Source organism: Methylotenera sp., from assembly GCF_029946165.1.
GTDB lineage: Bacteria > Pseudomonadota > Gammaproteobacteria > Burkholderiales > Methylophilaceae > Methylotenera.
Genome location: NZ_JAQSDZ010000005.1, coordinates 159,754 through 185,666 on the forward strand (window position 1 = coordinate 159,754; position 25,913 = coordinate 185,666).

Annotated in this window: 28 protein-coding genes and 1 pseudogene; 18 read left to right on the plus strand and 11 right to left on the minus strand. The window is 42.1% G+C overall.

Going from position 1 to position 25,913, the window contains the following annotated elements; genetic code table 11:
- Nucleotides 1–38 precede the first annotated feature (38 nt).
- Nucleotides 39–941: a LysR family transcriptional regulator gene (locus PSV17_RS03000; protein WP_300479549.1), complete on the minus strand. Its 903-nt coding sequence runs from the start codon at nt 939–941 to the stop codon at nt 39–41.
- A gap of 516 nt (nt 942–1,457) precedes the next feature.
- Here PSV17_RS03000 and PSV17_RS03005 point away from each other — a divergent pair.
- The 4 genes from PSV17_RS03005 to PSV17_RS03020 all read left to right on the plus strand — a co-directional run bounded on the left by PSV17_RS03005 (nt 1,458) and on the right by PSV17_RS03020 (nt 4,413).
- On the plus strand, nt 1,458–2,078 hold the full coding sequence (locus tag PSV17_RS03005) for a YceI family protein (protein ID WP_300479551.1): 621 nt from the start codon (nt 1,458–1,460) through the stop codon (nt 2,076–2,078).
- Nucleotides 2,079–2,163: 85 nt separating this feature from the next.
- Nucleotides 2,164–3,243 (plus strand): alkene reductase, encoded by a 1,080-nt coding sequence (locus PSV17_RS03010; protein WP_300479552.1) that lies wholly within the window; start codon nt 2,164–2,166, stop codon nt 3,241–3,243.
- Between the two features lie 18 nt (nt 3,244–3,261).
- The gene (locus PSV17_RS03015) at nt 3,262–3,864 is read left to right on the plus strand and encodes a nitroreductase family protein (protein ID WP_300479553.1); all 603 of its coding nucleotides are present in this window, start codon (nt 3,262–3,264) and stop codon (nt 3,862–3,864) included.
- A 177-nt stretch (nt 3,865–4,041) separates the two neighbouring features.
- Entirely contained in the window at nt 4,042–4,413 is a 372-nt protein-coding gene (locus PSV17_RS03020; RefSeq protein ID WP_300479555.1) for a thioredoxin family protein, read from the plus strand.
- An 88-nt stretch (nt 4,414–4,501) separates the two neighbouring features.
- Here PSV17_RS03020 and PSV17_RS03025 read toward each other — a convergent pair whose 3' ends face one another.
- The 7 genes from PSV17_RS03025 to birA all read right to left on the minus strand — a co-directional run bounded on the left by PSV17_RS03025 (nt 4,502) and on the right by birA (nt 10,205).
- Nucleotides 4,502–4,876, minus strand: coding sequence for a hypothetical protein (locus PSV17_RS03025; protein ID WP_300479558.1), 375 nt, complete (start codon nt 4,874–4,876; stop codon nt 4,502–4,504).
- Nucleotides 4,877–4,953: 77 nt separating this feature from the next.
- Nucleotides 4,954–6,030, minus strand: a complete 1,077-nt coding sequence (locus tag PSV17_RS03030; protein ID WP_300479559.1) for a peptidoglycan DD-metalloendopeptidase family protein — start codon at nt 6,028–6,030, stop codon at nt 4,954–4,956.
- 2 nt (nt 6,031–6,032) lie between these two features.
- Nucleotides 6,033–6,665, minus strand: coding sequence for a protein-L-isoaspartate(D-aspartate) O-methyltransferase (locus tag PSV17_RS03035; RefSeq protein ID WP_300479967.1), 633 nt, complete (start codon nt 6,663–6,665; stop codon nt 6,033–6,035).
- 38 nt (nt 6,666–6,703) lie between these two features.
- On the minus strand, nt 6,704–7,504 hold the full coding sequence (gene surE, locus PSV17_RS03040; RefSeq protein WP_300479562.1) for a 5'/3'-nucleotidase SurE: 801 nt from the start codon (nt 7,502–7,504) through the stop codon (nt 6,704–6,706).
- 189 nt (nt 7,505–7,693) lie between these two features.
- Nucleotides 7,694–8,428 carry a sporulation protein gene (locus PSV17_RS03045; RefSeq protein ID WP_300479565.1) on the minus strand — a complete coding sequence of 245 codons (735 nt, stop codon included), beginning with the start codon at nt 8,426–8,428 and terminating at the stop codon, nt 7,694–7,696.
- Nucleotides 8,425–9,231 (minus strand): type III pantothenate kinase, encoded by an 807-nt coding sequence (locus tag PSV17_RS03050; RefSeq protein WP_300479568.1) that lies wholly within the window; start codon nt 9,229–9,231, stop codon nt 8,425–8,427. Before PSV17_RS03050 ends, PSV17_RS03045 begins: the two co-directional genes overlap by 4 nt.
- A complete protein-coding gene (gene birA, locus PSV17_RS03055) occupies nt 9,231–10,205 on the minus strand; it encodes a bifunctional biotin--[acetyl-CoA-carboxylase] ligase/biotin operon repressor BirA (protein ID WP_300479968.1) in 975 nt (324 codons plus the stop codon). The genes PSV17_RS03050 and birA overlap by 1 nt, the downstream gene beginning before the upstream one ends.
- A gap of 253 nt (nt 10,206–10,458) precedes the next feature.
- On the opposite strand from birA, the gene PSV17_RS03060 reads away from it, so the two are divergent.
- The 8 genes and pseudogenes from PSV17_RS03060 (at nt 10,459) to PSV17_RS13900 (ending at nt 16,404) form a co-directional block, all read left to right on the plus strand.
- The gene (locus PSV17_RS03060; protein WP_300479571.1) at nt 10,459–12,225 is read left to right on the plus strand and encodes a glutamine--tRNA ligase/YqeY domain fusion protein; all 1,767 of its coding nucleotides are present in this window, start codon (nt 10,459–10,461) and stop codon (nt 12,223–12,225) included.
- A gap of 44 nt (nt 12,226–12,269) precedes the next feature.
- Nucleotides 12,270–12,494 (plus strand): addiction module protein, encoded by a 225-nt coding sequence (locus PSV17_RS03065; protein WP_300479574.1) that lies wholly within the window; start codon nt 12,270–12,272, stop codon nt 12,492–12,494.
- The gene (locus tag PSV17_RS03070; protein WP_300479576.1) at nt 12,491–12,781 is read left to right on the plus strand and encodes a type II toxin-antitoxin system RelE/ParE family toxin; all 291 of its coding nucleotides are present in this window, start codon (nt 12,491–12,493) and stop codon (nt 12,779–12,781) included. The genes PSV17_RS03065 and PSV17_RS03070 overlap by 4 nt, the downstream gene beginning before the upstream one ends.
- Before the next feature lie 330 nt (nt 12,782–13,111).
- Nucleotides 13,112–13,288: pseudogene (locus PSV17_RS03075) on the plus strand (flavin reductase); the annotation flags it as partial.
- Between the two features lie 9 nt (nt 13,289–13,297).
- On the plus strand, nt 13,298–14,044 hold the full coding sequence (locus PSV17_RS03080) for a helix-turn-helix transcriptional regulator (protein WP_300479578.1): 747 nt from the start codon (nt 13,298–13,300) through the stop codon (nt 14,042–14,044).
- Between the two features lie 170 nt (nt 14,045–14,214).
- Nucleotides 14,215–14,751 carry a fatty acid desaturase CarF family protein gene (locus PSV17_RS03085; RefSeq protein ID WP_300479580.1) on the plus strand — a complete coding sequence of 179 codons (537 nt, stop codon included), beginning with the start codon at nt 14,215–14,217 and terminating at the stop codon, nt 14,749–14,751.
- A gap of 285 nt (nt 14,752–15,036) precedes the next feature.
- Nucleotides 15,037–16,137, plus strand: coding sequence for a magnesium/cobalt transporter CorA (corA, locus tag PSV17_RS03090; protein ID WP_300479582.1), 1,101 nt, complete (start codon nt 15,037–15,039; stop codon nt 16,135–16,137).
- Between the two features lie 144 nt (nt 16,138–16,281).
- Nucleotides 16,282–16,404: a GIY-YIG nuclease family protein gene (locus PSV17_RS13900; protein ID WP_366910279.1), complete on the plus strand. Its 123-nt coding sequence runs from the start codon at nt 16,282–16,284 to the stop codon at nt 16,402–16,404.
- 281 nt (nt 16,405–16,685) lie between these two features.
- Here the strand turns inward: PSV17_RS13900 and msrA are convergent, their stop codons facing one another.
- A complete protein-coding gene (gene msrA / locus PSV17_RS03100) occupies nt 16,686–17,225 on the minus strand; it encodes a peptide-methionine (S)-S-oxide reductase MsrA (protein ID WP_300479585.1) in 540 nt (179 codons plus the stop codon).
- Nucleotides 17,226–17,363: 138 nt separating this feature from the next.
- Between msrA and PSV17_RS03105 the strand changes: the two genes are divergently transcribed.
- The gene (locus PSV17_RS03105) at nt 17,364–18,596 is read left to right on the plus strand and encodes a DNA polymerase (protein ID WP_300479588.1); all 1,233 of its coding nucleotides are present in this window, start codon (nt 17,364–17,366) and stop codon (nt 18,594–18,596) included.
- Nucleotides 18,597–18,629: 33 nt separating this feature from the next.
- Here PSV17_RS03105 and PSV17_RS03110 read toward each other — a convergent pair whose 3' ends face one another.
- Nucleotides 18,630–19,616, minus strand: coding sequence for a pentapeptide repeat-containing protein (locus tag PSV17_RS03110; RefSeq protein WP_300479591.1), 987 nt, complete (start codon nt 19,614–19,616; stop codon nt 18,630–18,632).
- Nucleotides 19,617–19,963: 347 nt separating this feature from the next.
- On the opposite strand from PSV17_RS03110, the gene PSV17_RS03115 reads away from it, so the two are divergent.
- The 3 genes from PSV17_RS03115 to recJ all read left to right on the plus strand — a co-directional run bounded on the left by PSV17_RS03115 (nt 19,964) and on the right by recJ (nt 23,519).
- Complete coding sequence (locus tag PSV17_RS03115; RefSeq protein ID WP_300479595.1) at nt 19,964–20,626, plus strand: glycine zipper 2TM domain-containing protein; 663 nt, start codon at nt 19,964–19,966, stop codon at nt 20,624–20,626.
- Nucleotides 20,627–20,818: 192 nt separating this feature from the next.
- Entirely contained in the window at nt 20,819–21,805 is a 987-nt protein-coding gene (locus PSV17_RS03120; RefSeq protein WP_300479598.1) for a hypothetical protein, read from the plus strand.
- 25 nt (nt 21,806–21,830) lie between these two features.
- A complete protein-coding gene (recJ, locus tag PSV17_RS03125) occupies nt 21,831–23,519 on the plus strand; it encodes a single-stranded-DNA-specific exonuclease RecJ (protein WP_300479601.1) in 1,689 nt (562 codons plus the stop codon).
- 6 nt (nt 23,520–23,525) lie between these two features.
- Here recJ and PSV17_RS03130 read toward each other — a convergent pair whose 3' ends face one another.
- Nucleotides 23,526–23,945: a hemerythrin family protein gene (locus PSV17_RS03130; protein ID WP_300479603.1), complete on the minus strand. Its 420-nt coding sequence runs from the start codon at nt 23,943–23,945 to the stop codon at nt 23,526–23,528.
- A 193-nt stretch (nt 23,946–24,138) separates the two neighbouring features.
- Here PSV17_RS03130 and PSV17_RS03135 point away from each other — a divergent pair, with 193 nt between their 5' ends.
- Together PSV17_RS03135 and tpiA are read left to right on the plus strand one after the other, a co-directional pair.
- Complete coding sequence (locus PSV17_RS03135) at nt 24,139–25,032, plus strand: NAD(P)H-hydrate dehydratase (RefSeq protein WP_300479606.1); 894 nt, start codon at nt 24,139–24,141, stop codon at nt 25,030–25,032.
- 86 nt (nt 25,033–25,118) lie between these two features.
- Nucleotides 25,119–25,871 (plus strand): triose-phosphate isomerase, encoded by a 753-nt coding sequence (tpiA, locus tag PSV17_RS03140; RefSeq protein WP_300479609.1) that lies wholly within the window; start codon nt 25,119–25,121, stop codon nt 25,869–25,871.
- Nucleotides 25,872–25,913: the final 42 nt, after the last annotated feature.

Genomic DNA, 25,913 nt, shown 5'->3' on the forward strand with positions numbered 1-25,913 from the left:
CAGTTACCATTCTTGAAACTAGATTAGCTACTCTTTGCTTACATCAATAGTTCGTCTAAAGTCAGTTGTTTCAATTTTTCAATTAACCATTGCTGGGCTTTACCACCTTTATTATGCCAAGCCAGATAACTAGTGACTTTTGGTTTAGGTTCAGCAACCGCTTTTATTACCAATTCGCCAGTAGCTACATGGCGTTCAGCCATTCTAACTGGTAAGTATCCTATTCCCAAGCCTGCTATTTGTGCTTGTAGTTTAGCTTGTATGTCTGGCACTGACAATACTTCCTGCCCCGTAATAATACCTGAGGTCTTAGGCTCAAGGTTGCGTGAGCTGTCTGTGGTAGAAACTGCACGATATTGCTTAAGGTCTATGTTTTGTAACGGCTCTGTCGCTGTTGCTAATGGATGATTGGCGGCAACTGCATAATGAAATTCCATAATGCCAATCGCTTTAGTGCTGTAACTACCCGCATGAGGGCCATCACCTGATGCGCCTACTGAAATCGCAGCACGACCCGATACTAAGGCGTGCCAACTTCCACCGCTAACTTCGCGAATTACTTTTAGGCGTGTACCAAAATTTTGTAAGTAGAATTCATCTATCACCTTATAAAGCGCATCTAATTTAAATAGCTCGCTTATAGCAATAGTAAGTTCAGTTTCTACGCCGCTGGCGACTAGCTTCACATGAGACTCAAGCTCACCCGCCGCATTAAGCAAGTAACGGCCCTCGCGTAGCAGTTCTGTGCCGGCTTCAGTTAGTTCCGCCCTATGTCCGCTGCGGTTAAATAAAGCCACACCTAAATCTTGCTCTAACTTGCGTATGGTATAAGTAATAGCCGACGGAACACGGAATAATGACGCAGCTGCAGCGGCAAAACTTCCTTTGCTAGCAATGGCGTCTAGGACCTCTAATGACTCTAAAGATATTTTGGTAGGCATGGTATTTATTATAATAGTTGAATGTAATAGTTGGAAAGCGTTATTTTAATCAAATACTTTGAATTTAATGGTACTTTATAACTCGAAATAACTTTTTAAATAGGCTCAATAGCGGCTTATTAGTTATTTGTTCAGTTTTTTTTTATTGAAAAAATTAAAAGTAAATGTTTTTAATCAATATAAAAATATTTTTTTTATGAATTAAATATGCATAAACCAAGGATAAACAACGCTACACAATGAAAATCTCATTTAAATTTAAGGTTCATCTGTATTGGTTAAAACAAATATCGCTCATTTTTTAGGGTTTATTTTGACAACCGAACTCTTAATTAATCAGTATTACTTAATAAACTTTTAGTTTAGGCTGGTAAGATAAACATAAGGTGTTGGTTTATGCCAGCCAAAAACGTAAATTATTTCCGCTCTTGCAACAGCAATGAACCTCGACCTATAACAGCTTGTCGAATTACGTTAAAATGGTTTTCCTGAGGCTGATCAACTAATGACTTTAGCATGAAAAAATACATATTAAACATATTGGTTTTACTCGCGACACTGATAGTCTCTAGCTTAACTTTGGCCGATAATGATACCTATCGCATTGATAAAACCCATAGCTTTGCGAATTGGACGATTCGTCATGTCGCTTCTAAAACCGCTGGGACTTTTAGCGATGTTAGCGGTAAGCTGAAGATTGATTCAACTAATTTAGCTAACTGCACAGTCACGGCGAAAATAAATGTTCTGAGTGTTAACTCCAGCCATGCTAAGCGAGATGAGAATATCAAAAAAGAAGCGTATTTAGATGTAGTAAAATTTAATCAAATGACATTTGTTAGTACAAAAGTCACCCCTAGTAACGATTCCGCTACTGCTAGCACCGAAGGTGTATTGACTGGAAATTTCACCATGCATGGTGTGACAAAAGAAATATCGTTTCCCTTTAAAATTTTAGGTTTTGGTTCAGATCCATGGGGTGGCAATCGTGTGGGCATTGAAGCCCATACCTTAATTAAAGCCTCGGACTATGGATTTGGCTGGGCAAGTAAACCTGATGCGCCTATTGGCGACGACATTGAAGTAACCCTATTAATAGAGGGTGTTAAACAGCCAGCTGAGATTATTTTCAAGTAAGCATAATTCAATATCGACCTTGATTCAGTAATAAGCTCTGCGTAAATTTATATCGCACAATCACAGTAATAATATGGAGAAACATATGGCATTAGATTTATTTAGTCCTATCAATTTGGGTTCAATAACACTTAACAATAGAGTGGTGATGGCCCCATTGACGCGTAATAGAGCGGGTGAGGGTGGCGTACCGCAAGCAATTAACGTGGACTATTACGAACAACGTGCGACAGCAGGTTTAATCATTACAGAAGCTACGCCGATTTCAAGCATGGCGCACGGTTACCCAGCTTTGCCAGGAATTTATACAGATGCACAAGTTGCGGGCTGGAAAAAAATCACTGATGCAGTTCATGCTAAAGGTGGGAGAATCGTTTTGCAATTGTGGCATGTAGGCCGAATTTCGCATCCGAGTTTATTGCCAAATGGCGCGCTACCAGTTGCACCTTCAGCCATCAAGCCAGAAGGTAAAGCCTTTACATATCAAGGTTTGGTGGATTTTGTGGCACCTCGCGCACTAGATGTAAGTGAGCTTTCAGGCATAGTGGCAGATTATGTACATGCTACTCAATGCTCCTTGGCTGCGGGTTTTGATGGTGTGGAAATACATGCAGCCAATGGCTATTTGTTAGACCAGTTTTTACGTGATGGTACCAATAAACGCACTGATAATTACGGCGGTAGCATTGAGAATCGAGCTCGATTATTGATGGAAGTGACCAGAGCAGTTGTTGCAGTAGCTGGGTCAGACAAAGTCGGTATTCGAATCTCACCTGTTAACCCGTTCAATGATATGCAGGACAGCAATCCACAAGCACTATTTAACTATGTAGCAGACGCCTTAAATCAATTTAACCTTGCCTACTTGCATGTATTAGAGGGAGGTATTCATGGTGGTGGAATAGCGGATCCATTTGATTTTGCAGCTTTACGTCAGTTGTTCAAAGGCGCTTACATTGCTAATCTAGGGTATGACAAAGTGCGCGGTAACGCAGCAATCGCAGGCGGTCATGCTGACGCGATTGCTTACGGCGTACCATTTATCGCTAATCCAGATTTAGTGCAACGTTATAAAACAAATGCCGTACTTAATGAGGCAGATTCAAATACATTTTATGGCGGAAGCGAAAAAGGTTACACTGATTATCCTTTTTTAAACGCCTAGTTTGGAGCAGAAACCTACATGCACAACCCAGCAAACACCCAAGTCAACATTGATGAAACCCTAGCTAATCGCTGGAGCGGTCGTGCTTACGATGCAAATAAATCAGTTAGTACGGAACAGATTACTGCACTGCTTGAAGCTGCTCGTTGGGCACCATCATGCTTTGGTGATCAACCATGGCGCTTTGTTGTTTGGGATAAAAATACCGATACACCTGCTTGGCAACAGGCGTTTGATTGCTTGGCACCAAGCAATCAAACTTGGGTAAAAGATGGTTCGGTACTTTTATTAGTGTGTGCGGATAGCTTGTTTAATCATAATCAACAGCCAAATCGTTGGGCGCAATATGATACAGGTGCCGCTGCCGAAAACTTGTGTTTACAAGCCTCAAGTATGGGTTTGATGGCGCATCAAATGGGTGGTTTTAATGCAGATTTGGCGCGTGAAAAATTTAGTATTCCAGCGCAATTCACGCCGATGGCGATGGTTTGCGTTGGTTATGCTGCAGACATTGCAACAGTCACTGGCGAAGCATTAGCACGTGAGACTGCACCACGCTCACGTCGCCTATTGAATGAGTTGTTTTTTGCGGGTAGTTGGGGTCAGCCTATTAATAAATAGGCTCGCTCAAATTTAGATGATAGTTACTAATTTATCGGGTTTAATTTAACTTAGCGTGTTGTTTAAGCCCTTGGACTTAACTTAACCTGCTAGGTCTGCTAAACTCTAGTCTGATAGTTACAAATTATTACAATTTACTTAAATCACCAATTAATCAATTAAGTTTAGGATCTAGTTATGGCGGTTGTTGCACTCAACAAAGAAAATTTTAAAGAAACAATCGAAAACAATAATTTCATTATTGTTGATTTTTGGGCACCATGGTGTGATCCATGTATAGCATTTACACCAACTTTTGAGGCAGCGGCTGCTAAAAATCCTGATATTATATTTGGTATGGTCAATACTGAAACAGACCCTGAAATTGGTGAGTATTTTGAAGTGAATCAAATTCCAGGGGTTTTAGTCATTCGCGAGCAAGCCGGAATCCATGCGCAGGTTGGTGAAATTGGCGCACCAGCGTTAGATGCTATTATTCAATGGGCGCGTGATTTTGATATGACAGAAGTACGTGCTTATTACGAACAAGAAGCTAAAAAAGCTAACTAATAGCAATTCAAACTGGTAGTAAAATAAGCAGGTTGAATGTAATAAAAAAGCGGCGCTAAGCCGCTTTTTTATTGGTTTTTAATGTGTCTTAGAAAGAACCTGTGGTAATTAATCTGAACAGATAATATGCACCAATTAGCATCATCACATACATCGGAACATCACCACTTCTCTTAGTTTCAGACTTACTGCCAGAGCTCATCCAACGATTAAGCAACCACAACACAAAAATAATCACTGGAATCATCATCATACTGGTAGTGGATTCAAATAATTTACCTAGTATTTTTTTTAGTATGCCATCATCACTGAAAAACTCCATGGCAATGCCAACAATACCAATTAGCATTAAGCCCATTCTAACTATTGCGGTTAGAACACTAAGCTTGCTTTCAGGGTTAATGTCTTTATTCTTGAGGTATTTATTTGGATCTACCTTATCGTTTGGTCTCTGCTTGGCCATATCATATTCCTTAATATTTAAAAGCTTTTCAGTAATATTTAAAGCTTATTATTTTTAAACTTTAGCTAAATAAATGGTTAATTAGAAGCTAGATATTTACTTGGATCAACCGATTTACCTTGACGGCGAATCTCAAAATGTAACTTTACCGTGTTGCTATCGGTATTGCCCATTTCGGCAATTTTTTGTCCCTTAGTCACTTGCTGACCTTCTTTGACAAGTATCAGGCTGTTATGCGCGTAAACCGATAAGTAATTGGGATTATGTTTAATAATGACTAGTTTGCCATATCCACGCAAATCTGAGCCGCTATAAATCACTTTACCATTCGCCGCGGCGGAAATTGCTTGACCTGTAGTGCCTGCGATATCAAGCCCTTTATTGCTTGCTTCATTAAAGTTTGCCACAACCTTACCTTGAGTTGGCCATGCCCAGTCGATATCTTCACTTGAATCAGAGCTTGGTTTAATATCTGTATTCGCTTTTACATCAACATTAGGTTTGGTCTCCACTTTGCTAGTAGAGCTTGAAGTGACCACAGGCTTATTTGTAGTAGATGTTGTCAGAGATGGCTTATCAACAGGTTTTTCAGTGCTTTTCTCCGTGGCTTTTTCAGCCACTATAGCCGCAGGCAAAGGTCTTTTTAGTGCTTCTTCATTGTAGGGCTCGCGTATCGCTTTAGGCTCAGTAATAGCGACAATGGTAGGAGTTTTAATCGCAACGCTCGTAGTGCTACTCACGCTGGAGTTGTTATCCGTATTGATTGGGATAATTTCAACACCATCACTATTAGTGGTTAGCATTGGCTTTATTTCAGCCGTGGCTTGTTTGTCTTTTAGTGCATTAAGTTTGAGCGTTTGCCCCACATTGATATTGTATGGCGGACTAATATTATTTACCTGAGCAATATCTTTATAGTAATAACCATACTCAAGGCCGATGCTAAAAAGCGTATCACCTTTCTTTACAATGTAACTATCAGGCCGCCAATCACCAGCTTTGTAAGTTGGCCTAATGGTTTTTTTTGCTGGGGTGGCAGTTGGTACAGTATTTGTGGGTTTACTGTTTGGCAAGCGGTCGATCACTGGCGCAGGTGGGGTGCTGCTACAGCTTGCAAGAAATGCAAGGCAGATTAAACTTGAAGTAATGCGCATCGTTATGAAGTGCCTCCTAATAGCGGCACAAATTTCACTGGCTCGAGTTTAGTATGGCGGTAATCTTTTTGAGTGTGTCGTTCTACAAGATATAAGATTTGCTCATCTGTGCCCACTGGAATCACCAGACGACCACCTACGGCAAGTTGATCTAATAAGTCTTGTGGCATATGGCTGGCAGCGGCGGTGACGATAATGCCGTCAAATGGCGCATATTCTGCAATGCCTATATTGCCATCAGCATGGCCTAATTTTACATTTACGCATTTGAGTTCACGCAGATGTCCGCGCGCCTTCATTACTAAAGGGCGAATACGTTCAACGGAATAGACCTCTTTAGCAAGTTTGGACAATACTGCAGTTTGATAACCGCAACCTGTACCAATTTCTAAAACTTTATCCAGCGTTTTGCCGTTACGTAGTATCTCTGACATGCGCGCAACAATATAAGGCTGTGAAATAGTCTGGCCAAAACCTATTGGTAATGAAACGTCTTCATAGGCGCGTATCGAGAGGGCTTCATCTACAAAAATATGTCTTGGAATACTACCAATCGCTGAAAGTACCACTTCATCTTTAATGCCTTGCTCACGTAAACGCACTAGCATGCGGTCGCGTGTGCGTAATGATGTCATGCCTATGCCGGACTGTGTGGAGGGTCTTACGAGTGCCACTATTGATTCTTTCCTGCGCTGCTTATTTCAGTGCTATTTGTATCAAGAATATTTGAGTTGATACCAAGCCAGTCTTTGATTTCGGCAAGTTGTGAGTGACAGGTTAAGTCTACTTGAATCGGAGATAATGAAACTTTGTTATGTGCAATAGCGTGAAAATCTGTGCCTTCGCCGCCGTCATTCGGCAGACCCGCAGCACCTACCCAATAAACCGTTTCGTTGCGTGGGGTTTGGAGTTTTATCACAGGTTCGGCTTTATGGCGTTTACCCAAACGTGTCACTACGCGACCTTGAAGCTCGCCATATGGAATGTCTGGTACGTTAACGTTTATCAATGTGGGCGATTTAAAACCGACTTTTTGATAATGCTGCACAAGCTCAACGGCTATTCTAGCCGCAGTTTCAAAATTGGTGCAGTTATGTTGCGACATTGAAATCGCAATCGATGGAATGCCAAGAAGAAAGCCTTCCATAGCTGCAGCAACAGTACCTGAGTATATTGTATCGTCGCCCATGTTCGCGCCATCGTTAATGCCGCTAATCACCATGTCTGGCATAGTGTCCATCAATCCAGTTAAGGCGATATGAACGCAATCTGTTGGCGTACCATTGACATAAAAAAAGCCGTTTGCGGCTTTTTTAACGCTGAGTGGGCGATCTAATGTGAGAGAGTTACTCGCGCCGCTTCTATTTCGCTCTGGAGCTACAACAGTGATATCGGCAATTTTGGCAATATGTTCAGCTAAAATATTAAGGCCTGGTGCAAAATAACCATCATCATTGGAAAGTAGTATTTTCATACGCAGCTTGCTGTTAAAAGAATTTTCATATGCAAATTATAGTGTAAGACGGGCTGTTTAGTACGGGGTAACGCTAAAAAATGCTTGAAAATGGAAAATGCTAGAAAATAGCGAGTCATTAAAGCCATGATTAATTAAACAGCATCCTAAGTTTAAGCGAAGCTTAAGCCATACCTTGAGTTAGCGAGTTTAACTACAACTGACTTCCTTAAATTCAGCTTCTGGAAACTCAGATTTTAATTTTTTAAGCTCAATGATTTGAGTATCTGTAAGTTTGTTAAATTGTAAGCTTGCCTGTCCTTTGCCTTGATTGCGTAATGCTTTCACAACATCTTTAATGCCTTTGGCTTTCAGCTCATTCAGTAAGTGATTAGCCAGCTTCTCATCTTCAAACACACCAAATGAGATGGCATTTTTCCATCTGGCATCTTGCACAATATACATGTCTTGAATGCCCAAAGCTTTAAACTCTAATGCTTTTGCCTGTGCTGCTTCCACTGATTTTAGTGGCGTTTTGTAAACCCAAAAACGTTTCGCTTCTAATGATGTTTGCTGTTTAACTATGGGTTGTATCGACAGCTTTGATACTGCGAATTGCGCACCAGTCAAATGGGCTGCTGAAAATACTCCCCATTCATAACAAGCTGTTGTAATTGGCGCTGGCTCTGGCTCTGGCGCTAGGGTGGTAATCTCTGTGGTTGAGGTATTCACTGAAAGCAGCGAAGTGGGAACTGTACTGGGAGTTTTAGCTGGAACATCTTTTTTAGGGAGAGCATCAATCTGTTTTTGGTTTAGGATTCTGATTTTTTCAGGCTGAATAGCGGGCAATGTCACCGTTGGAGAATTTGGCAAAATGCGGTCTATATTAAAATAGCTTAGTAAAGCTACGTTAATCAATACTAAAAACCAAACCAACTTTTTCATTGCTTTTCACTCGTCAAAAGGTATTCAGGCGCAAACTTGTCTATTAAATACAAACCGCGTAATACCAAATTATCTACGATTAACGCAAGATTTGTCACGTCACTCAAAAGATTATCTTTGATGAGTTGCGCGTTGCCCCCACTAATGAAAATATAGGGTGCTTGTTTACTCTCCACGCTCAGTGCTGCAAGCGCATTATGCATTTGCTTGATTGCACCACAAGCAGCATTAATCGCACCTGCGCGCATGGCATCGGCAGTGTTTTTGGCAAAAATATCTTGATATTGATTTAATGCAACTGTTGACGATTGGTCTGTTTGAGTTTTGGGTAATTGTGCAGTGGCTAGACCTAAGCTTTGCTGCATTAAATGGATGCCAGGCAAAATCATGCCGCCGACAAACTCGCCTTGTTCTTGGTTTTTTATTAATGCATCGATAGTCACAGCTGTGCCGGCATTTACTACTACGCAGGGTGAATGTTTAATATGCCAAGCCGCGATTAACGCTGCCCAACGGTCAGTACCAAGTTTTTCCGGTTGATCATAGTGGCTGTTTACGTGACATTCACTGAGTTTGGCTGTAATCCAAAGGGTAGGGATGTTCTTTGGCAACATATTTTCAAGCTGCTTCTGGATATACTCCCCAGCCACATTCGAAATGATAATGCGCGATGAAGCAGGCAGAACAGTGCGTGATATTTCAGCATTCAGACAGGCGTCGTTTACAAGCAATGTGCCATGCGCATCAAATAAGCCCCATTTCAAGCGAGTATTGCCAGCATCTATGGCTAATAAGTAATCCATTATGAAGCCCGCAAACTAATCTCGCCCGATGAGAAGCGTTGTTCCCCAGCAGCGGTGCTCACTAATAAATTGCCATCTTCCGCCACGTTAACGACAATACCTGTGGTTTCGCGACCATCGGGGTGCAGCATTCTCACTGCTTGCTGATGGTAAGCATGGTAGCTTGTCCATTCATCTCGCAAGCTAGTAAAGCCGCGCTGTTCAAATGTACTGAGAATATCGGTTAGATGTTTCAGTACTTCGCCAAGTAGCGCATTAGGGTTAATCGGTGTTTGCGTCACGCTTGCTAAATCCGTGGCGGGCTGGTCTATCTGTTGTTTGATGTTAGTTGGTAAGTTTAGGTTAATGCCCACGCCAATTACAGCCGCGCTTGGGCCTTCCATATCACCTTGTAATTCAATCAAGATGCCAGCTAGCTTTTCGCGGCCAATTAACACATCATTTGGCCATTTAAGCTGTGCTTGCGTCACGCCAAAGTGATGCAGGGCGCGAATCAAGGCAATCCCTACGGCTAAACTCAAGCCAGACAAACCTGCCGCGCCACATTGAAAGCGCCATAGTAGTGAAAAAGTTAAACTAGCGCCTAAGCCAGCTTGCCAAGTGCGGCCACGCCTGCCGCGACCATTGGTCTGTAAGTTAGTAGCAACGCAATTTGCGTGGGCTTGCCCCGTGCTTAGCTTTTTCATCAAATAGGTATTGGTTGAATCCAAATGATCGTGAATCTCTAGTTTCAGTAAAGAGCTTTGCGAACCCATCGCGCTCAATATTGCATGTTCATCTAGCAGCGTAACTGGTTGCGGAAGTTTGTAACCACGTCCACGCACTGAAAAAATCTCAATGCCAAGCTTTTCTGCGTGTTGAAGCGCATTCCACACCGTTGCGCGTGAAACTTTTAGCTGTTGCGCAATCGTTTCACCTGAGTGAAATTTGCCGTCAGCGAGCAGCCGTAAAATAGGAAAAGTGAGTTCGTTCATCATTTGATTGCATATTAGCATAGCGCCTGTACACAACAAACAAGCGCCATCAATACGCTACGTCATTCCGACATACCAGTGCTTGGCATCTCCGTGGAATATATGCGCTAAAGCGCATTATTCACACGCGAAAGTCGGAATCTAATGTCTTTTTCGTAATTTTAAGTCGCTGGATTCCGACTTTCGTCGGAATGGCAAAAATTACAGTGTAAAATGAGCATAATTATTTCGACTTCAAACTTAAGTTAAAAACATGTCATCAGAAAAAACACCCATTCCTTTAGGCTCTAATTTTATTCGAGCGATTGTTGATAAAGACCTTGAACAAGGCGCTTACGCATCCCGCAAATGGGCGGGCAGCCCTGGTGATGCAGCGCACCAAGCTGCAGGTCAGCCAGACACAGCTAAAATTCGCACCCGTTTCCCGCCCGAGCCAAATGGTTATTTGCACATTGGTCATGCCAAAAGTATCTTTTTAAATTTTGGTTTAGCACGCGATTACAACGGCGTGTGCCACATGCGATTTGATGACACCAACCCAGAAAAAGAAAGCCAAGAATACGTTGATAGCATCACAGATTCCGTTAAATGGCTTGGCTTTGGCTGGGAGAATAGCGGCGAAAGTAATCTGTACTTCGCCAGTAACTATTTTGACTTTATGTACCGCGCGGCGGAAGCGCTTATTGAAAACGGTCATGCATATGTAGATAGCCAAAGCGCAGAAGAAATGCGTATTAACCGCGGCACGCTAACTGAAGCGGGTAAAAACTCACCGTGGCGCGACCGTACAGTGGCAGAAAACCTTGCGCTATTTCGCGAAATGCGCGATGGCAAACATACCGATGGTAGCTTGATTCTACGTTCTAAAATTGACATGGCCTCGCCAAACATTAATCTGCGTGACCCAGCCATCTACCGCGTGCGCCGAGCACACCACCATAATACTGGTGATAAATGGTGCATTTACCCGATGTACACTTTTGCGCACCCCATTGAAGATGCATTAGAACAAGTAACGCACTCTATCTGTACTTTAGAGTTTGAGGATCAACGCCCATTCTACGATTGGCTATTAGAGCGCCTTGCAGAAGCTGGCTTGCTCGCACATCCGCTACCAAAACAATATGAATTCGCACGCTTAAACCTCACTTACGTGGTGCTGTCAAAACGCAAATTGATACAATTGGTTGAAGAAAAACAGGTCAGCGGTTGGGATGATCCACGCCTGCCAACACTAGCAGGCGCGCGCCGTCGTGGCTATGTGGCGGAAGGCTTTAAACTGTTTACCGATCGCATTGGCGTAAGCAAAGCAGACTCATGGATTGATTACTCAACCTTTGAAGACTGCATGCGTGAAGTGCTTAACATCAACGCAGAGCGCCGTATTGCTGTGTTAGACCCGATTAAATTGGTGATTGATAACTATGCAGAGAATCATGTGGAAGATTGCTTTGCGCCAAATCATCCATTAAAACCAGAACTAGGCAAACGCGTAGTACCGCTCACCCGCGAACTATGGATAGAGCGTGAAGACTTTATGGAAGTACCAAGCAAAGGATTTTTTAGATTGGTACCTGATGGTTTAGTACGCTTGCGTTACGGCTATGTGGTGAAATGCACAGGCTGCGAAAAAGATGCCCAAGGTAACGTCACCGTAGTGCATTGCGAATACCTACCAGATACTAAATCAGGTACGCCGGGGTCAGACAGCGTTAAAGTAAAAGGCAATATTCACTGGGTTTCTACGCAACACGCCTACGAATGTGAAGTGCGCCTGTACGACAGATTGTTTAAAGAAGCGCATCCAGGCGAAGGCGACCGTGACTTTTTAAACGACATGAACCCAAATTCAGTCACTGTGATTACCGCACAACTAGAGCCAAACTTAAAAGACGCTAAAGCCGAAGATAGCTTTCAATTTGAACGCCACGGCTATTTTGTGGCAGATAAAAAAGACAGCGTAGCGGGTAAGCCAGTGTTTAATAGAACGGTGACTTTAAAGGATGCTTGGCAGAAGTAATGAAAACTGACATGATGTAAACGCAATCTTTGCAGGAGAATTACATGAAAACAGCAGAAATTATCAGTGAATTGGCTAACCTTCCAATAGAAGAGCGAGCTTTGATTGCGGACAGTCTTTTACAAACACTTAACCCAACTCAGCCAGACATTCAGCAAGCATGGGTTAAAGTCGCTCAGCAACGACTTAATGATATTAGCTCTGGCAAAGTGGAACCCATTCTAGCCTCAGATGTATTTGCCAGAATCAATGCCCGCCTGAGCGCGTGAAAGTCACGTTCCACCCAGAAGCGGCTCAAGAGCTAGAAGAGGCAGCGCTTTATTACGAAGACTGTCAGCTTGGCTTGGGTAAGCAACTCACGCTAGAAATCGAAACTGCGGTCAATTTGATTACCGCCTTTCCACAAGCATGGACAATCATTGAACCTCCAGTTAGACGAGTGCTGGTGAGGCGTTTTCCGTTTGGCTTGCTTTATACAATAAGCCATCATGATATTTATATACTAGCTGTGATGCACCTGAACCGAGAGCCCCGTTATTGGAAAAATCGCAAATGAAGAAAAGGGCTGAAGATTTTGCAAAAGCATTACAAGGTGTAGAAGCCGCTTTGCGCCGTGCGGTAAGGCAAAAGAAGAAGCCGAGCGTAACGGTACGCCTATGTTGTATATGATGCGGAAAATGATGACGTGGCAAAAAATACTAATGCACAAGCTAACAAATAAAAATTACGGCTATTTTGTGACAAGTAGAAAAGATTACATTTTAGGGTGGGCAAATTATTGCCCACGCTCTATATTGAAGCTTGAACTGTGCCATTAAGAGCAATTAATCACGATAATGTATTTAATGCTTTTGAGTACGATGAAAGCGCATGGCTTGAACTTAAAAATACCTACGACTTATTTATTGCGGAAGTGGTTGCGGCGCATGCCGATGAACGTGTTTTTAGTGATGGTCATTGGCATTTTGAAGGTCATGACCAAGTTACCTATGACAAGCTACGCACCATACATCACATTTCGGGCGGAGCCTTTTTTGCTACGGGCGTCGCCATTCAGGCTTAGGTGTTAATCATGCAGCAAACACCGTTACTTATTGTTACCCTTAAAAAAGCGCTTAGAGCCAATAATGTGACTTACAAAATCTTAGCGGATAAGTTGGGGATGAGCGAATCAAGCATCAAGCGTATTTTCTCTGAAGAGAGTTTGTCTTTACAAAGGTTAGAGCAAATCTGTGCGCTGATTAATATGGATTTATCTGACTTAGTACAGATGATGAACCGTGATAAACCTCGTATTAGTGAGCTAACCGAGGAGCAAGAACAGGTCGCTACGGCAGATATGCGTTTGCTTGGCGTGGCGTTTTTAGTAGTGAATGGCTGGGCATTTAACAACATTCTGGCGCACTATCCCATTAAGCCTGCGGACTTGGTGCATTACTTATTGGTGCTGGATAAGTTAAGAGTGATTGATTTAGAGCCTAATAACCGAATTAGATTGCTGATTTCCCCTAATTTCTCTTGGCGCAAAAATGGGCCAATTCAACGTGCCTTAAGCCAAACAGTACAAAAAGATTTTATGGAAGGCGATATTGAAAGCTCAGGTGGCCAGCAACAGTTCGTGTCTGGCATGCTTTCTGCCACTTCTAGAGATGAAATTTCCAAACATTTAGAACGTCTATGTTTGTTATTTAACGAGCTTAAACATCAAGATCAGCGCTTGCCATTGAGTCTACGTACTGGTTTTAGCATGGCAACTACACTGCGGCCGTGGCGTGAAGGTTTGTTAGCTTCCATGATTAAGAAACCTGAATGCCAGTAGCTTTAACTTACTTCAAAGCTAACTTATTAAGCGATTTGGTTAGTCAGCGCATTGCATAGATATTCTTTTGGTATTGGTTTACGATACCTTTATGCATCAAGCTTGTAGTTAAAGTACCTGATAAATACACTTCAATTTCTCTCATTTGAGAGTTTAATTGGAGTGTTGAAATGCTTATCGCCATTAAGGCCTTATTACTTACGTTGCTGGCAGACTTTGTTTCTGGTTTTATTCATTGGTTAGAAGATGTATATGCAAAGCCTGGTATGCGTTTTATTCATCAGATTGCAGTTGATAACCAATTGCATCACACACGCCCACGCGATTTTCTTAAAAAGAATTGGTGGCATAGTTCATGGGATATTGTTTTAGCTTGTTTAGTGCTAATAGCAACTTGCTGGTGGTTTGATTCGCTGAGTTGGGAAGTTGTGCTGTTTTCAGTGTTAATTACCAACGCTAACCAAATTCATAAATGGTCGCATCAAAATCATTCAGAAAAGCATGCCATTGTGAAATGGTTGCAAGCAGTGTATATCCTGCAGGGACCTCGCCAGCACGGTAAACACCATAGTGGTGAGAAGAATACACACTATTGCGTGATGACAAACGTGTTAAATCCGCTTTTAGAAAAAGTACGCTTTTGGCGCGGGCTAGAAAACTGGCTTAAGAAAGTTTACTTAATTTTACTTTCGCTTAACGTAATTTAACGGGTCTCTCTCTATAATTGTTTGCATATCGTTAGCCCGCTGAAAGCTTAATTTGAAATAAAATAACACTAATCTTGGTATGCAGCTGTTGAAATGGAGCTAATTAGTTAACTGATGTAATTTTTACACCCATCCCCTTGAGTTAGCCTTAATAAGCTGCTCCTTCGCGCACCTAGTGTTTTAGGTGCGCATTTTTTTTGCCTAACAGGCACGCCAAACTAGCCTTTTATTGCAGGCTGGCATTACAATGGTTTGAACTATTCATTTGCAAACCGTGACCAGATTATGAAAAAACCTCGTTTACTCCGCCGCAAAAAACATCGTGTAAGTAAAATTGGCTTGCCACCAGGTGCTCTGGTGTATATAGGTGATGCCGACCCTAAAAGTCTAGCCAAGCCTAAAGTGAGTAAAATTATTTATGATGGCAGTGAGTTGGTTGAAGGTGAGTTATCTATTGAAGACATTGCTAACTATAAGCGCGATGACACCAAGAAAATTTGGCTCAATGTACATGGTGTGCACGATGCACAATTAATTAAGCAAGTGGGAGATTTGTTTCAACTTCATCCTTTAGTCATTGAAGACATTCTAAACACTGAGCAACGCCCCAAAATAGATGAATTTGACGACTATATTTTTTTAGAAACTCGGCTGTTTTATTATCATGCAGAATCTATGTCGACTAGTTCTGAGCAAATTAGCTTGGTGTTAGGGCATAACTTTCTACTGACATTTCAAGAGCGCTCAACGGGGGCATTTGAGCCTATACGTGAGCGTTTACGCGCAACTCGTGCGCCAATTAGAGATTTAGGTGTAGATTATCTTGCTTATGCTTTGTTGGATAGCATAGTGGATAGGTATTTTAGTGTGTTGGAAGAGGTGAGCGATGCGAGTGAAACATTGGAGGAAAAGCTTTTTAAAAGTCCTACTAACGCAGAGTTGCACAGTATTCATCAACTCAAACATTCCAGCATAGAACTGCGCCGCGCGGTATGGCCCTTGCGAGAGGTGATTAATAGCTTAACGCGCAACGAAAAAAGCTTTTTCAAACCTGCCACAATGCCGTATTTGCGTGATGTGTATGATCATACAGTTAGCTTTATTGAATCGTTAGAGTCGATACGCGACACTTTGAGCGGAATGATGGATATCTATATGGCGAGCGTGAGCCAGCGCGTGAACTTGGAGCTTCGCGCCTTAACCGTGGTCGCCATGTTGTTTATGCCTGCCACTTTGATTGCAGGTATTTTTGGCATGAACTTTGAGCATATGCCTTGGATAGACCATTACAATGGGTTTTGGTATGCCGTTACTATTATGACGGGTATTGCGATGGTGATGGTTCTAATATTCTGGCGCAGGCAGTGGTTGAGTAGTAAGTCTTAATGTGCGCGAAGTATGGAGCACTTAAGACACTGGATACCGACTTTCGTCGGCATGACAGTTTTTTGTAGTATCAGATTCAGTTTAAGTAAGTTTCGTTAACCCATTTCGTCATACCGACGAAAGTCGGTATCCAGCGTCGTCAATATGCAACCTTGTGTTTACATTCTAGCCAGCCAGCGTAACGGTACGCTCTACATAGGCGTTACTTCTGATTTAATTCAGCGCGTTTGGCAGCACAAATCCGAATTTGTGGATGGATTTACTTAAAAGTATCATGTACATCAATTAGTTTGGTATGAAATACACGAAAATATGCCAAGCGCTATCGTTCGCGAGAAGCAATTAAAAGAGTGGAAGCGTGAATGGAAGTTGACCTTGATTGAAAAAACTAATCCATATTGGAATGACTTATACGAGAGTCTTATCTAGTTAGCTTTAAAACTTTAAAGACGCTGGATACCGACTTTTCACACTTTACTATGCCACTAAAGTGACAAGTAAAGTGTGAAAAGTCGGTATCCAGCGTCGTCAGTATGTCTGCGAGGAAATCAGCTTTTTAATAAACTTGCATACTTAGCCCGAATCTTAGCTGCTTTCGGCGCTGCCACTGCCATGCAATAAGGGTTTCCGGGATTTTTATCAAAGTAATATTGATGATAATCTTCGGCTGGGTAAAAAGTGTCCGCACCATTAATCTCAGTGACAATGGGTGCGCCATAAATCTGAGCCTCATTAAACTCAGCAATCATTTTTGCAACTGCATCATGCTGCGCCTGATTCTGGCAAAACACCGCTGAGCGATATTGCGTGCCTACATCATTGCCTTGGCGATTGGGCGTAGTTGGGTCGTGGCTAACTAAAAAAACTTCGAGCAAAGTTTCAAAGCTTACGACATCGGCATCAAAGGTAATTTTAATGCCTTCTGCATGACCTGTATCGCCATTGCAAATGGCTTTGTACGTTGGGTTGGTGGTATGTCCACCAATATAGCCAGATTCAACCTTGCTTACGCCTTTTAACTGGCTAAAAACTGGCTCAGTGCACCAAAAACAGCCGCCTGCGAAAATTGCAATTTGTTCATTATTCATGTTTTCCACCTTCAGGAATTTTCAATTATCTTAGTTCAAAATAAGCTTAAAATTGAGTCTTAAATTTGGGTTAATTCATCTTACAATGGTTAGTCAACGCTTCGACTAAAACATTACATATTTCTTATTTTATTTAGCATGTCTTTAAACGCTCTCTATGTTGATTTTAACTCTTACTTTGCTTCGGTAGAGCAGCAACTCGTGCCGGACTTGCGCGGTAAGCCTGTCGGCGTGTTGGCAGTGATGGCCGAAACCACTTGCTGTATCGCGGCGAGTTATGAAGCGAAAGCGTTTGGTATTAAAACTGGTACATTGGTGAAAGAGGCGCGAAAGCTATGCCCTGATATGATTTTTGTTGAGGCGCGACCCGCCGTATATGTGACGTTTCACCACAAGCTGATCGAGATTGTAGAAAGTTGTACGCATGTTGAAAAGGTGCTTTCGATAGATGAAATGGTCTGCAAACTCACGGGTAGTCAGCAGGTACCCGAAAATGCGCTAAAACTGGCGGTTAAAATTAAGCGAGCCTTAGCTAAACAGTTTGATTATATCCGCTGCTCGATTGGCATCGCGCCAAATACCTTTTTAGCGAAAACTGCATCGAATATGCAAAAGCCTGATGGCTGTATATTGATTGAGCAGCATGAGCTTCCACAGCGTTTGTATGGCCTTAAATTGCGTGCTTTGAATGGCATCGGTAAGCAGATGGAAGCGCGTTTGAATCGTTTTAAAATTACCACGGTTGAACAGTTATATGCGGCAAATCGCCAACAACTTCAATCTGCGTGGGGCAGTGTAGAAGGTGAGCGCATGTATGATAAATTGCGCGGCTTAGAGCCTCATTACGTGAAAAATGCACGCAGTAGTTTAGGGCATTCGCACGTAATGCCGCCTGAGCAACGTAATGCGGCAGGTGTTAAAGCCGTGTTACATCGATTGTTGCAAAAAGCCTGTATGCGTATGCGTAGCTATGATTTACTGGCCTCAAGAATCAGTGTGAAAGTGAAGTTTCGCAATCAGCCAAGTTGGGGGCTAGAAAGCGCGATTTCACCCACTGATAACACTTTGCGCTTGATAGAAGCACTAGAAGCATTTTTGCAACATTACCCCCAAACTAACAATGAGCCTTTTGCAGTTGACGTGTCTTTTTCTGGCTTAGTTACCGCAGATGAAGTTGCGCGTGATTTGTTTCAGATTGAGCCATTAGAAAATGAAAAGAAGCTTAATAAGGCGATTGATACGCTGAATCTAAAGTTCGGTAAGAATACCGTCTACTTTGGTGGTGCGCACGATGCTTTAAAAGATGCACCTATGCGCATTGCCTTCAATCATATTCCAGATTTAGTGGTGGAGGGCGGTGGAGATGATTGAGTTAATGGGGTGATTCCAGCCATTGTTTGTTAACTATTTTAGCGTGCAATCTACACATTTACCTTTTGATTCTTCATAGCCTTTGATGGCCTCTAAACCTTTTACATTTGTCATAATTGTTCCATCTAGTATAGCTTCAGCCATTTTTGCGCCTGTAATATCAGCCCCGGTTAAATCGGCTTTGCTAAAGTCAGCACGGAATAGGTCAGTATTGCGTAGATTTGCACCTTTAAAATTGGCAAATCTAAAGTTAGAGCGATTAATGTCAGCACCTTCAAAATTGGTGTTAGAAAAATTGCCACCAATCGCATCAAAACGCATGGCCCCCATAGGTTGATTGCCAATATCTAAACCAAAGCGCCCTCTGATCACGGTAGCATCACTCATGTTCACATTGCCTAGGGTACCTATCATGCGCGCATTGGTGAGGTTTGCTCCTTGAAAATTAGTTTTATCGAAGATTGCTTGAAAGATGGTTGCATCAGTTAGGTCAGCACCGCTTAGATTGGCATCTTCAATTCTGGCAAGATTTAAATAACTCTTTTGCATATTGGCGCCACTTAAATTTGCACCGCGTAAATACGCACCAAAAAAGCTAGTATTGACCATTTTGCAATGACGTAAATCCATTTTATCAAACTCTAAATAGCCCGCGTCTTTATTGCTTAAATCACATGTTTTACTATTGATTTGTTTAAGTGCGTCGGCTTGACTGATTTTTTCACGTTCTGGTTCTACATCTTTAGTAATTTTCTCTACAACTGCCTTATCAGCATTTTTTGCATAAAACGCGTTGGCTTTTTGAATCACATGTTGTGGTTTTGCCAAAAAGGTGGCTTTTGCAGACTCACTACTAAAGCAATAAGTTTTTCCTTCATATGTTTCTTTTATTTCACAGTTCGTTTTAAATGAGATGCCTTGTGACAAGCCATTGGTACATTGATTATTAAACTCTGCGGCGATGGAATAGCTGCTTAATGTTAAGCCTATGATAATTGTTAATAGCTTGAATTTATTCATTATAGTGCTCCTGTGTCCTGCTTTGTGGTTAAGCAGGTAATGCATTATTCGCTCTTCATTGCTAATAGTTTGTAACTTTAGTCACACAGTAATAATTCGTTGTAATAAGACTATTATTCGACTCGATAGTTTCTCTAATGAAAATCATTAGTTACAAATTGGCAACACCTTATTGTATTCCAAACCGAAAATAGCGGCGTTAACTGGTCATCTGCAGAATAGATCGCAGAGATTGAATGATAAAAAATACAAATTTTAAAATTCAGTCCATCGCGCTAATTGGGCGTAACTAAGTCTAGCTACTTAACTTGATTCACCAAGTAAGTTAGACAAAAAGGAGAAATAACATGAGTTTTGTAAAAAACGTGCGAGTAAGAATGTTAGTACCAGCTTTATTGACTGCAGTGTTTGCAGTGCCAGCATTAGCTGACCAATATACAGATACAGCCCGCGTGCTTTCATCAACACCTCAAATGGAGCGTGTGAATGCACCGCGCCAAGAATGCCGTACAGAATATCAACAACAAAGCTACAACAATGGTGGCAATAACTCGATGACTGGAGCCATCATTGGTGGAATTGCTGGCGGTTTACTAGGTAACACTGTAGGTCGTGGTAGTGGACGGGTTGCCGCTGCTGCAGTAGGTGCTGGTGTAGGCGCAATTGCTGGTAACAGTATTGGTAGTAGTCAACAAAGTTATGGCGGAACTCGAAGCGTGCCAGTGCAAACTTGTTACCAAGTTGATAATTGGCAAAGTGTGACTACAGGTTATTTAGTGAACTATGAATACAACGGTAGAGCTTATAGCACTGTGACCAATGAGCAACCTGGTCGATATATTGATGTGAATGTAGCAATTGAGCCACGTAGCCGTATCGTTTCGCAAGTGACTTATCTACAGCCTGTTGCTTATAATCGAGGTTGGGATGGTAATAATGGCCGCCGTGACCACAGTCGCCGTGGTTGGGATAAACATGATAACAAACGTGGTAATGGCCGTTACTATTAAGTCTGACTTTAAAGTGATAAGAAACAACACAATTAGCTTGAAGATAGTCTTTACTTAGCTCATAAAGCTAGGCAATCGTTAAACCCAGTAGTCCCAAAAAGACTGCTGGGTTTTTTTATTGCTCTAAATCTCCCATGCAAAGGTGCTTACAAGTAAAATCTAACTTGTAGATATTTTTGATATGAGTTTTGTGTGAAATTAACGGTTGATTGCGTTTTAAGCCATGAGTTAGCCAACTTACCAAGCGCTAGTGCGTTAGCGCGCTTGCTTGGCAAAGCTCGAGTTGCACAGATAGATGTGCCGCTAGAAGCCTTAATATGTAAGCAGTTTGGTCTAAATGAAGAGGGCGATTTACCTATTGCCACTATTAGCGCAGCCGCAGATGGATTAGTGGTTGGCGAATACTATTGGTTACGCGCGGATCCTGTACATTTTGTTATGCAACGAGATTGTTTTAGTCTAAGTGAGCCAGCGCCCTTATTGGTAGACTCAGCGCATGCCGCGCTGATGGTTGCTAGCTTGAATACGCATTTTGCCCAAGATGGCTTGCTTTTCTGTATTGGCAAATCTGGCGCATGGTATTTACGTGTGGATAAAGTTGCGCAGATTACAACGACATTGCCTAGCGTTGCTATGGATAAAAACGTGCATCATTTTATGCCGCAAGGCGTAGATTCTGCTAAATGGAAATCCATACTTAATGAAATGCAAATGCTATTACATGATCATCCCGCGAATGAAGAGCGTGAGTCTACTAGTGAGCTTGTTGTTAATAGTGTTTGGTTGTCTGGCGGCGGCGTGATGCCAGCATTTAATGACTTGCCGTATGATGTAGATTTAATCACAGCGAGTGATGTTTTAAACCAAGGCTTGGCAACATGGGCAAATATAGCTAGCCAACTTGTACCTATGAATTTTGATGAAATTTTACAGTGTACGGCACAGCATGTGCGGCTAGCACTGCCACAAAACAAGCACTCTAAAACGAGTCATTCTGATAATAATCATTTTGATGAAGTTTGGTTTGCACCCCTTTATGCTGCATTAAAGAATAAGCAGATTGAACAACTTACTTTAAATATAGGTTTTTATGAAAAATGCTTAGTGGTCATTATCAAGCCCTTAGATACATATAAGTTTTGGCGAAAAGCAAAACCTATAATGCAATACCTCGAATAAGCAACCCTCTAGTAATCGAATTTAAATGACCAAAATCGTACAACGCATTATTCCAGCTCAAGCTGCGCAAACCTTGGAAGCCTCTGGTGCTTCCTCATTAATGGCGCGTTTATTGGCAGCGCGCGGCGTGACTGAGGCGAATCAACTCAGCATTAACCTAGCGAATTTATTGCCTCCCAATTCTTTGACCAATAACCCAACAATGGCAAAGCTTTTGGCTGACGCAATTCAAGCCAATAAGAAATTATTGGTGATTGGTGATTATGATGCTGACGGCGCCACTGCAACGGCAGTTGCAGTAAAAGGATTAAAAGCCTTCGGTGCGAATGTTGGTTTTTTAGTGCCGAATCGCTTTGAGTACGGATATGGCTTAACACCAGAGATTGTAGCGCTAGCTGCTACACAAAATCCTGATGTGATTATCACTGTTGATAACGGTATTGCCAGTGTGGATGGCGTGGCGGCGGCAAATGCCTTAAATATACAAGTATTGATTACCGACCACCATTTACCAGGCCAAGTTACGCCAGAAGCCGCTTGCATTATTAACCCTAATCAACATGGATGTGATTTTCCAAGCAAGAATCTGGCAGGCGTAGGGGTCATGTTTTATTGCTTGCTCGGTTTGCGTGCCGAAATGCGTGAACGTGGCCTTTTTGCAGAAAAACCAGAGCCAAATTTAACAGAATTACTTGATTTGGTCGCTTTGGGTACCGTGGCAGATTTGGTTAAGCTGGATGACAATAACCGTATTCTTGTTGAACAAGGTTTGCGTAGAATCCGTGCAGGCGCTTGTTCGCAAGGTATATTGGCATTATTAAGAGTGGCAGGGCGTCAACCACAAAGTACCAATGCTCAAGACTTGGGATTTTATGTTGGCCCACGTTTGAACGCCGCGGGCAGGCTAGACGATATGACCTTAGGCATACAATGTTTACTTGCTGAATCTGAACTTGAAGCCACCAGCATCGCGCAACGTTTGCAAGATTTAAACGTGCAGCGCCGCAGTATAGAAGCTGACATGCAAGATGGCGCCAGCTTGTCTTTGGAAGAGATTAATATCGATAATCAATTCGCAGTTTGTATTTATCAAGAAGACTGGCATCAAGGCGTCATTGGTATTTTGGCCTCAAGGATTAAAGAGCGTCATCACCGCCCCGTGATAGCTTTTGCTAATGCTGGCGACGGCTTACTCAAAGGCTCCGGTCGCTCAATTTCGAGTTTACATTTGCGCGATGCGCTAGATTTACTCAGTAAACATAGCCCAGATTTGATTTTAAAGTTTGGCGGACACGCCATGGCTGCAGGTCTTACGATTAAGCAGGTAGATTTTGAATTGTTCAGTCAAAGCTTTGAGGCAGTAGTGAAAAGCTTGATTACAGAAGCAGATTTGGAATCCGTTCTTGAAGTAGATGGTAGTTTGGGTAAAAATGAAATGACGTTTGCCACAGCGCAAGCATTAGAAAATCAAGTGTGGGGGCAGGGGTTTGCACCGCCATTATTTTATGATGAATTTGAAGTGTTGAATCAGCGTTTGTTGGGTGAGAAACACCTTAGACTTAGCCTGAAAAAAGATGCAAGTATCATCGATGCCATTTACTTTAATCACGCTGAATTTTTACCAGACGCGATTCAAGTTGCCTATCAGCTACAAACCAATAGCTATAACGGGTCGCAAAAAGTGCAATTGAATCTGCGTTATGTAGCGACTTGAATCTAACTAGTCGTCGTGCTTTTCTTTTAATTTATCAAGGCTCAAGGCATATTCCAGATGTTCCGTCTTCAAATGAAATACCCACCAATCCTTTAAAAACTTAAGTAATATAAAAGGATCTTTATAGGCGATAGCTTCTTGTGCTGCCGCATCAACATCTTTTGTGAATTGCTTTTGAGCCACAATATGCTTATGTAACTCTTCATATCCAGCCTTGGATAATATGCCTTCTTCAGTTTTGAAATGGAAATTAGAGTAACTTTTAATAATGTTGAGTGTGGGCGCGAGAGCAGAAAGTCCCCAGCCCTCTTGAATGAAATAGTAGAGTGAGTTAATGGTAGCAACAATAGCGTGATGTTGCTCATCAATAATGCCAATGCCTAACTCGTCATGTGTTTTCCAAACAATATAAAGTACGTTCATCATAATATTCGCTCCTCTTTCAATATTGTACGGGTCTAGTTTTGCCTTAACTACTGGTGGCCATGTAAAATATTTCAAATACCATTGGATTAAATTTTAAGACCAATTTTGTGACTATAATAACTTTCAGTCTTCAGTCACAAGCTTAATTAGAGTGTTATAAAGTAGATTAATTCTTTTTTTGTTAAAGAAATGCTTGAAGCATCTTAAAACTTTAGGATCTTATATCATTAAAATTACACAATCTAACGCTCATTTGTTATTGCAAAGTACCCTTGTTAATGTGTTGCCAGCGCGTCAAGTTGATGCGCATAAAGGCACATTCGGCAGTGTGGCGATTATTGGCGGCGGCATGGGTATGATCGGCGCTGTGTTGTTATCAGCGAGAGCTGCCTTGTTAAGTGGCACGGGGCGTATTTATGTGTCTTATTTAGCAAGCGATGCGCCTAGTGTTGATATATTACACCCAGAAATCATGTTCCGTAAGCCTGCGGATTTAACCAGCTTATCGCAATTAGATAGTGTTGTAATTGGCCCTGGGCTTGGTCAATCACAAGCAGCGATTAAGTTGTTGGAGTTTTGGTTAAGTCAAAATGTAGCAATGTTGATAGATGCCGATGGACTTAATTTACTTGCCAAGCATCCACGTTTAGCTGCAATTTGCAAAAATCGCAGCGCTGAAACAGTTATCACTCCCCATGCTGCTGAAGCTGCCAGATTACTTGGAAAATCTAGCGAAAATATTCAGCAAAGCAGAACTGAAAGTGCACTTAAGTTAGCCCGTGATTTGCACGCAACCTGTGTGCTTAAAGGCGCTAACACTGTGGTAGCACATGATGATAATTACTTTATTAATACCACTGGTAATGTTGGCCTTGCAAGTGGTGGAACTGGTGATGTGCTTAGCGGTATTATTGGCAGCTTTTTAGCGCAGGGTTTAAGCGGTTTAGATGCAGCTAAGATGGGCGTATTTGTACATGGTGCGGCGGCTGACGCACTAGTTGCAAAAGGCATAGGCCCCGCAGGGCTTACCGCATCAGAAGTTTCGATTGAGGCGCGGAATATCATTAATCAGTTAAGTTTAAACTAGCTTAGTAAACTCATAGGATAGTTAAACGATGACTATCCACGATTAAAAATGTAAAATCTCCCCTGTAGATATTAACTAAGGTTAGCATGGGTAAAAAATTAGTCGTTGCCAATTGGAAAATGCATGGCAATCTAGCCGAAAATAAGCGCTTGTTTCAAGCTTATATCGATAAGTTATCATCCCTCAAAAATACCGATGTTGTCGTTTGTGTGCCATATCCTTATCTGGCGCAGGCGCAATCTATGTTGCAATATACCAATATCGCCTGGGGTGCGCAAAATTTAAGTAAAGACGCCGTTGGGGCGCACACAGGTGAAGTAAGTGCGTCAATGATTAAAGACTTTGGTGCAAAGTATGTGATTATCGGTCACTCAGAACGGGCAACTGCTTATTGTGAATCTGATGAAAATATCGCTACTAAATTCGTGCAAGCGCAAGCCCACGGATTAACGCCCATTTTATGTGTAGGTGAAACCCTGATTGAGCGCGAGGCTGGCGTCATGCAAATGGTAGTCGGCAAACAATTAGATACTATTATCAATATGTATGGTGCAGCCATATTTGCTAATACCGTGGTTTCATATGAGCCAATTTGGGCTATCGGCACAGGGTTAGCTGCAAGCTCAGAGCAAGCGCAAAGCATGCATGAATTTATCCGCGGCAAGGTTGCAGTGCTAGATAGAACAGCCGCGACTAGCATGAAAATCCTCTATGGGGGGAGCGTAAACCCGCAAAATGCGGTACAATTATTTGTTATGCAGGATATTGACGGTGGTCTTGTCGGCAAGTGCTCATTAAATGCACAAGAATTTGAACAGATATGTTGCGCAGTAGCCTGAGTAAGGCTCAAAAATTATTGAGACATCAGATCTTCATTGGTT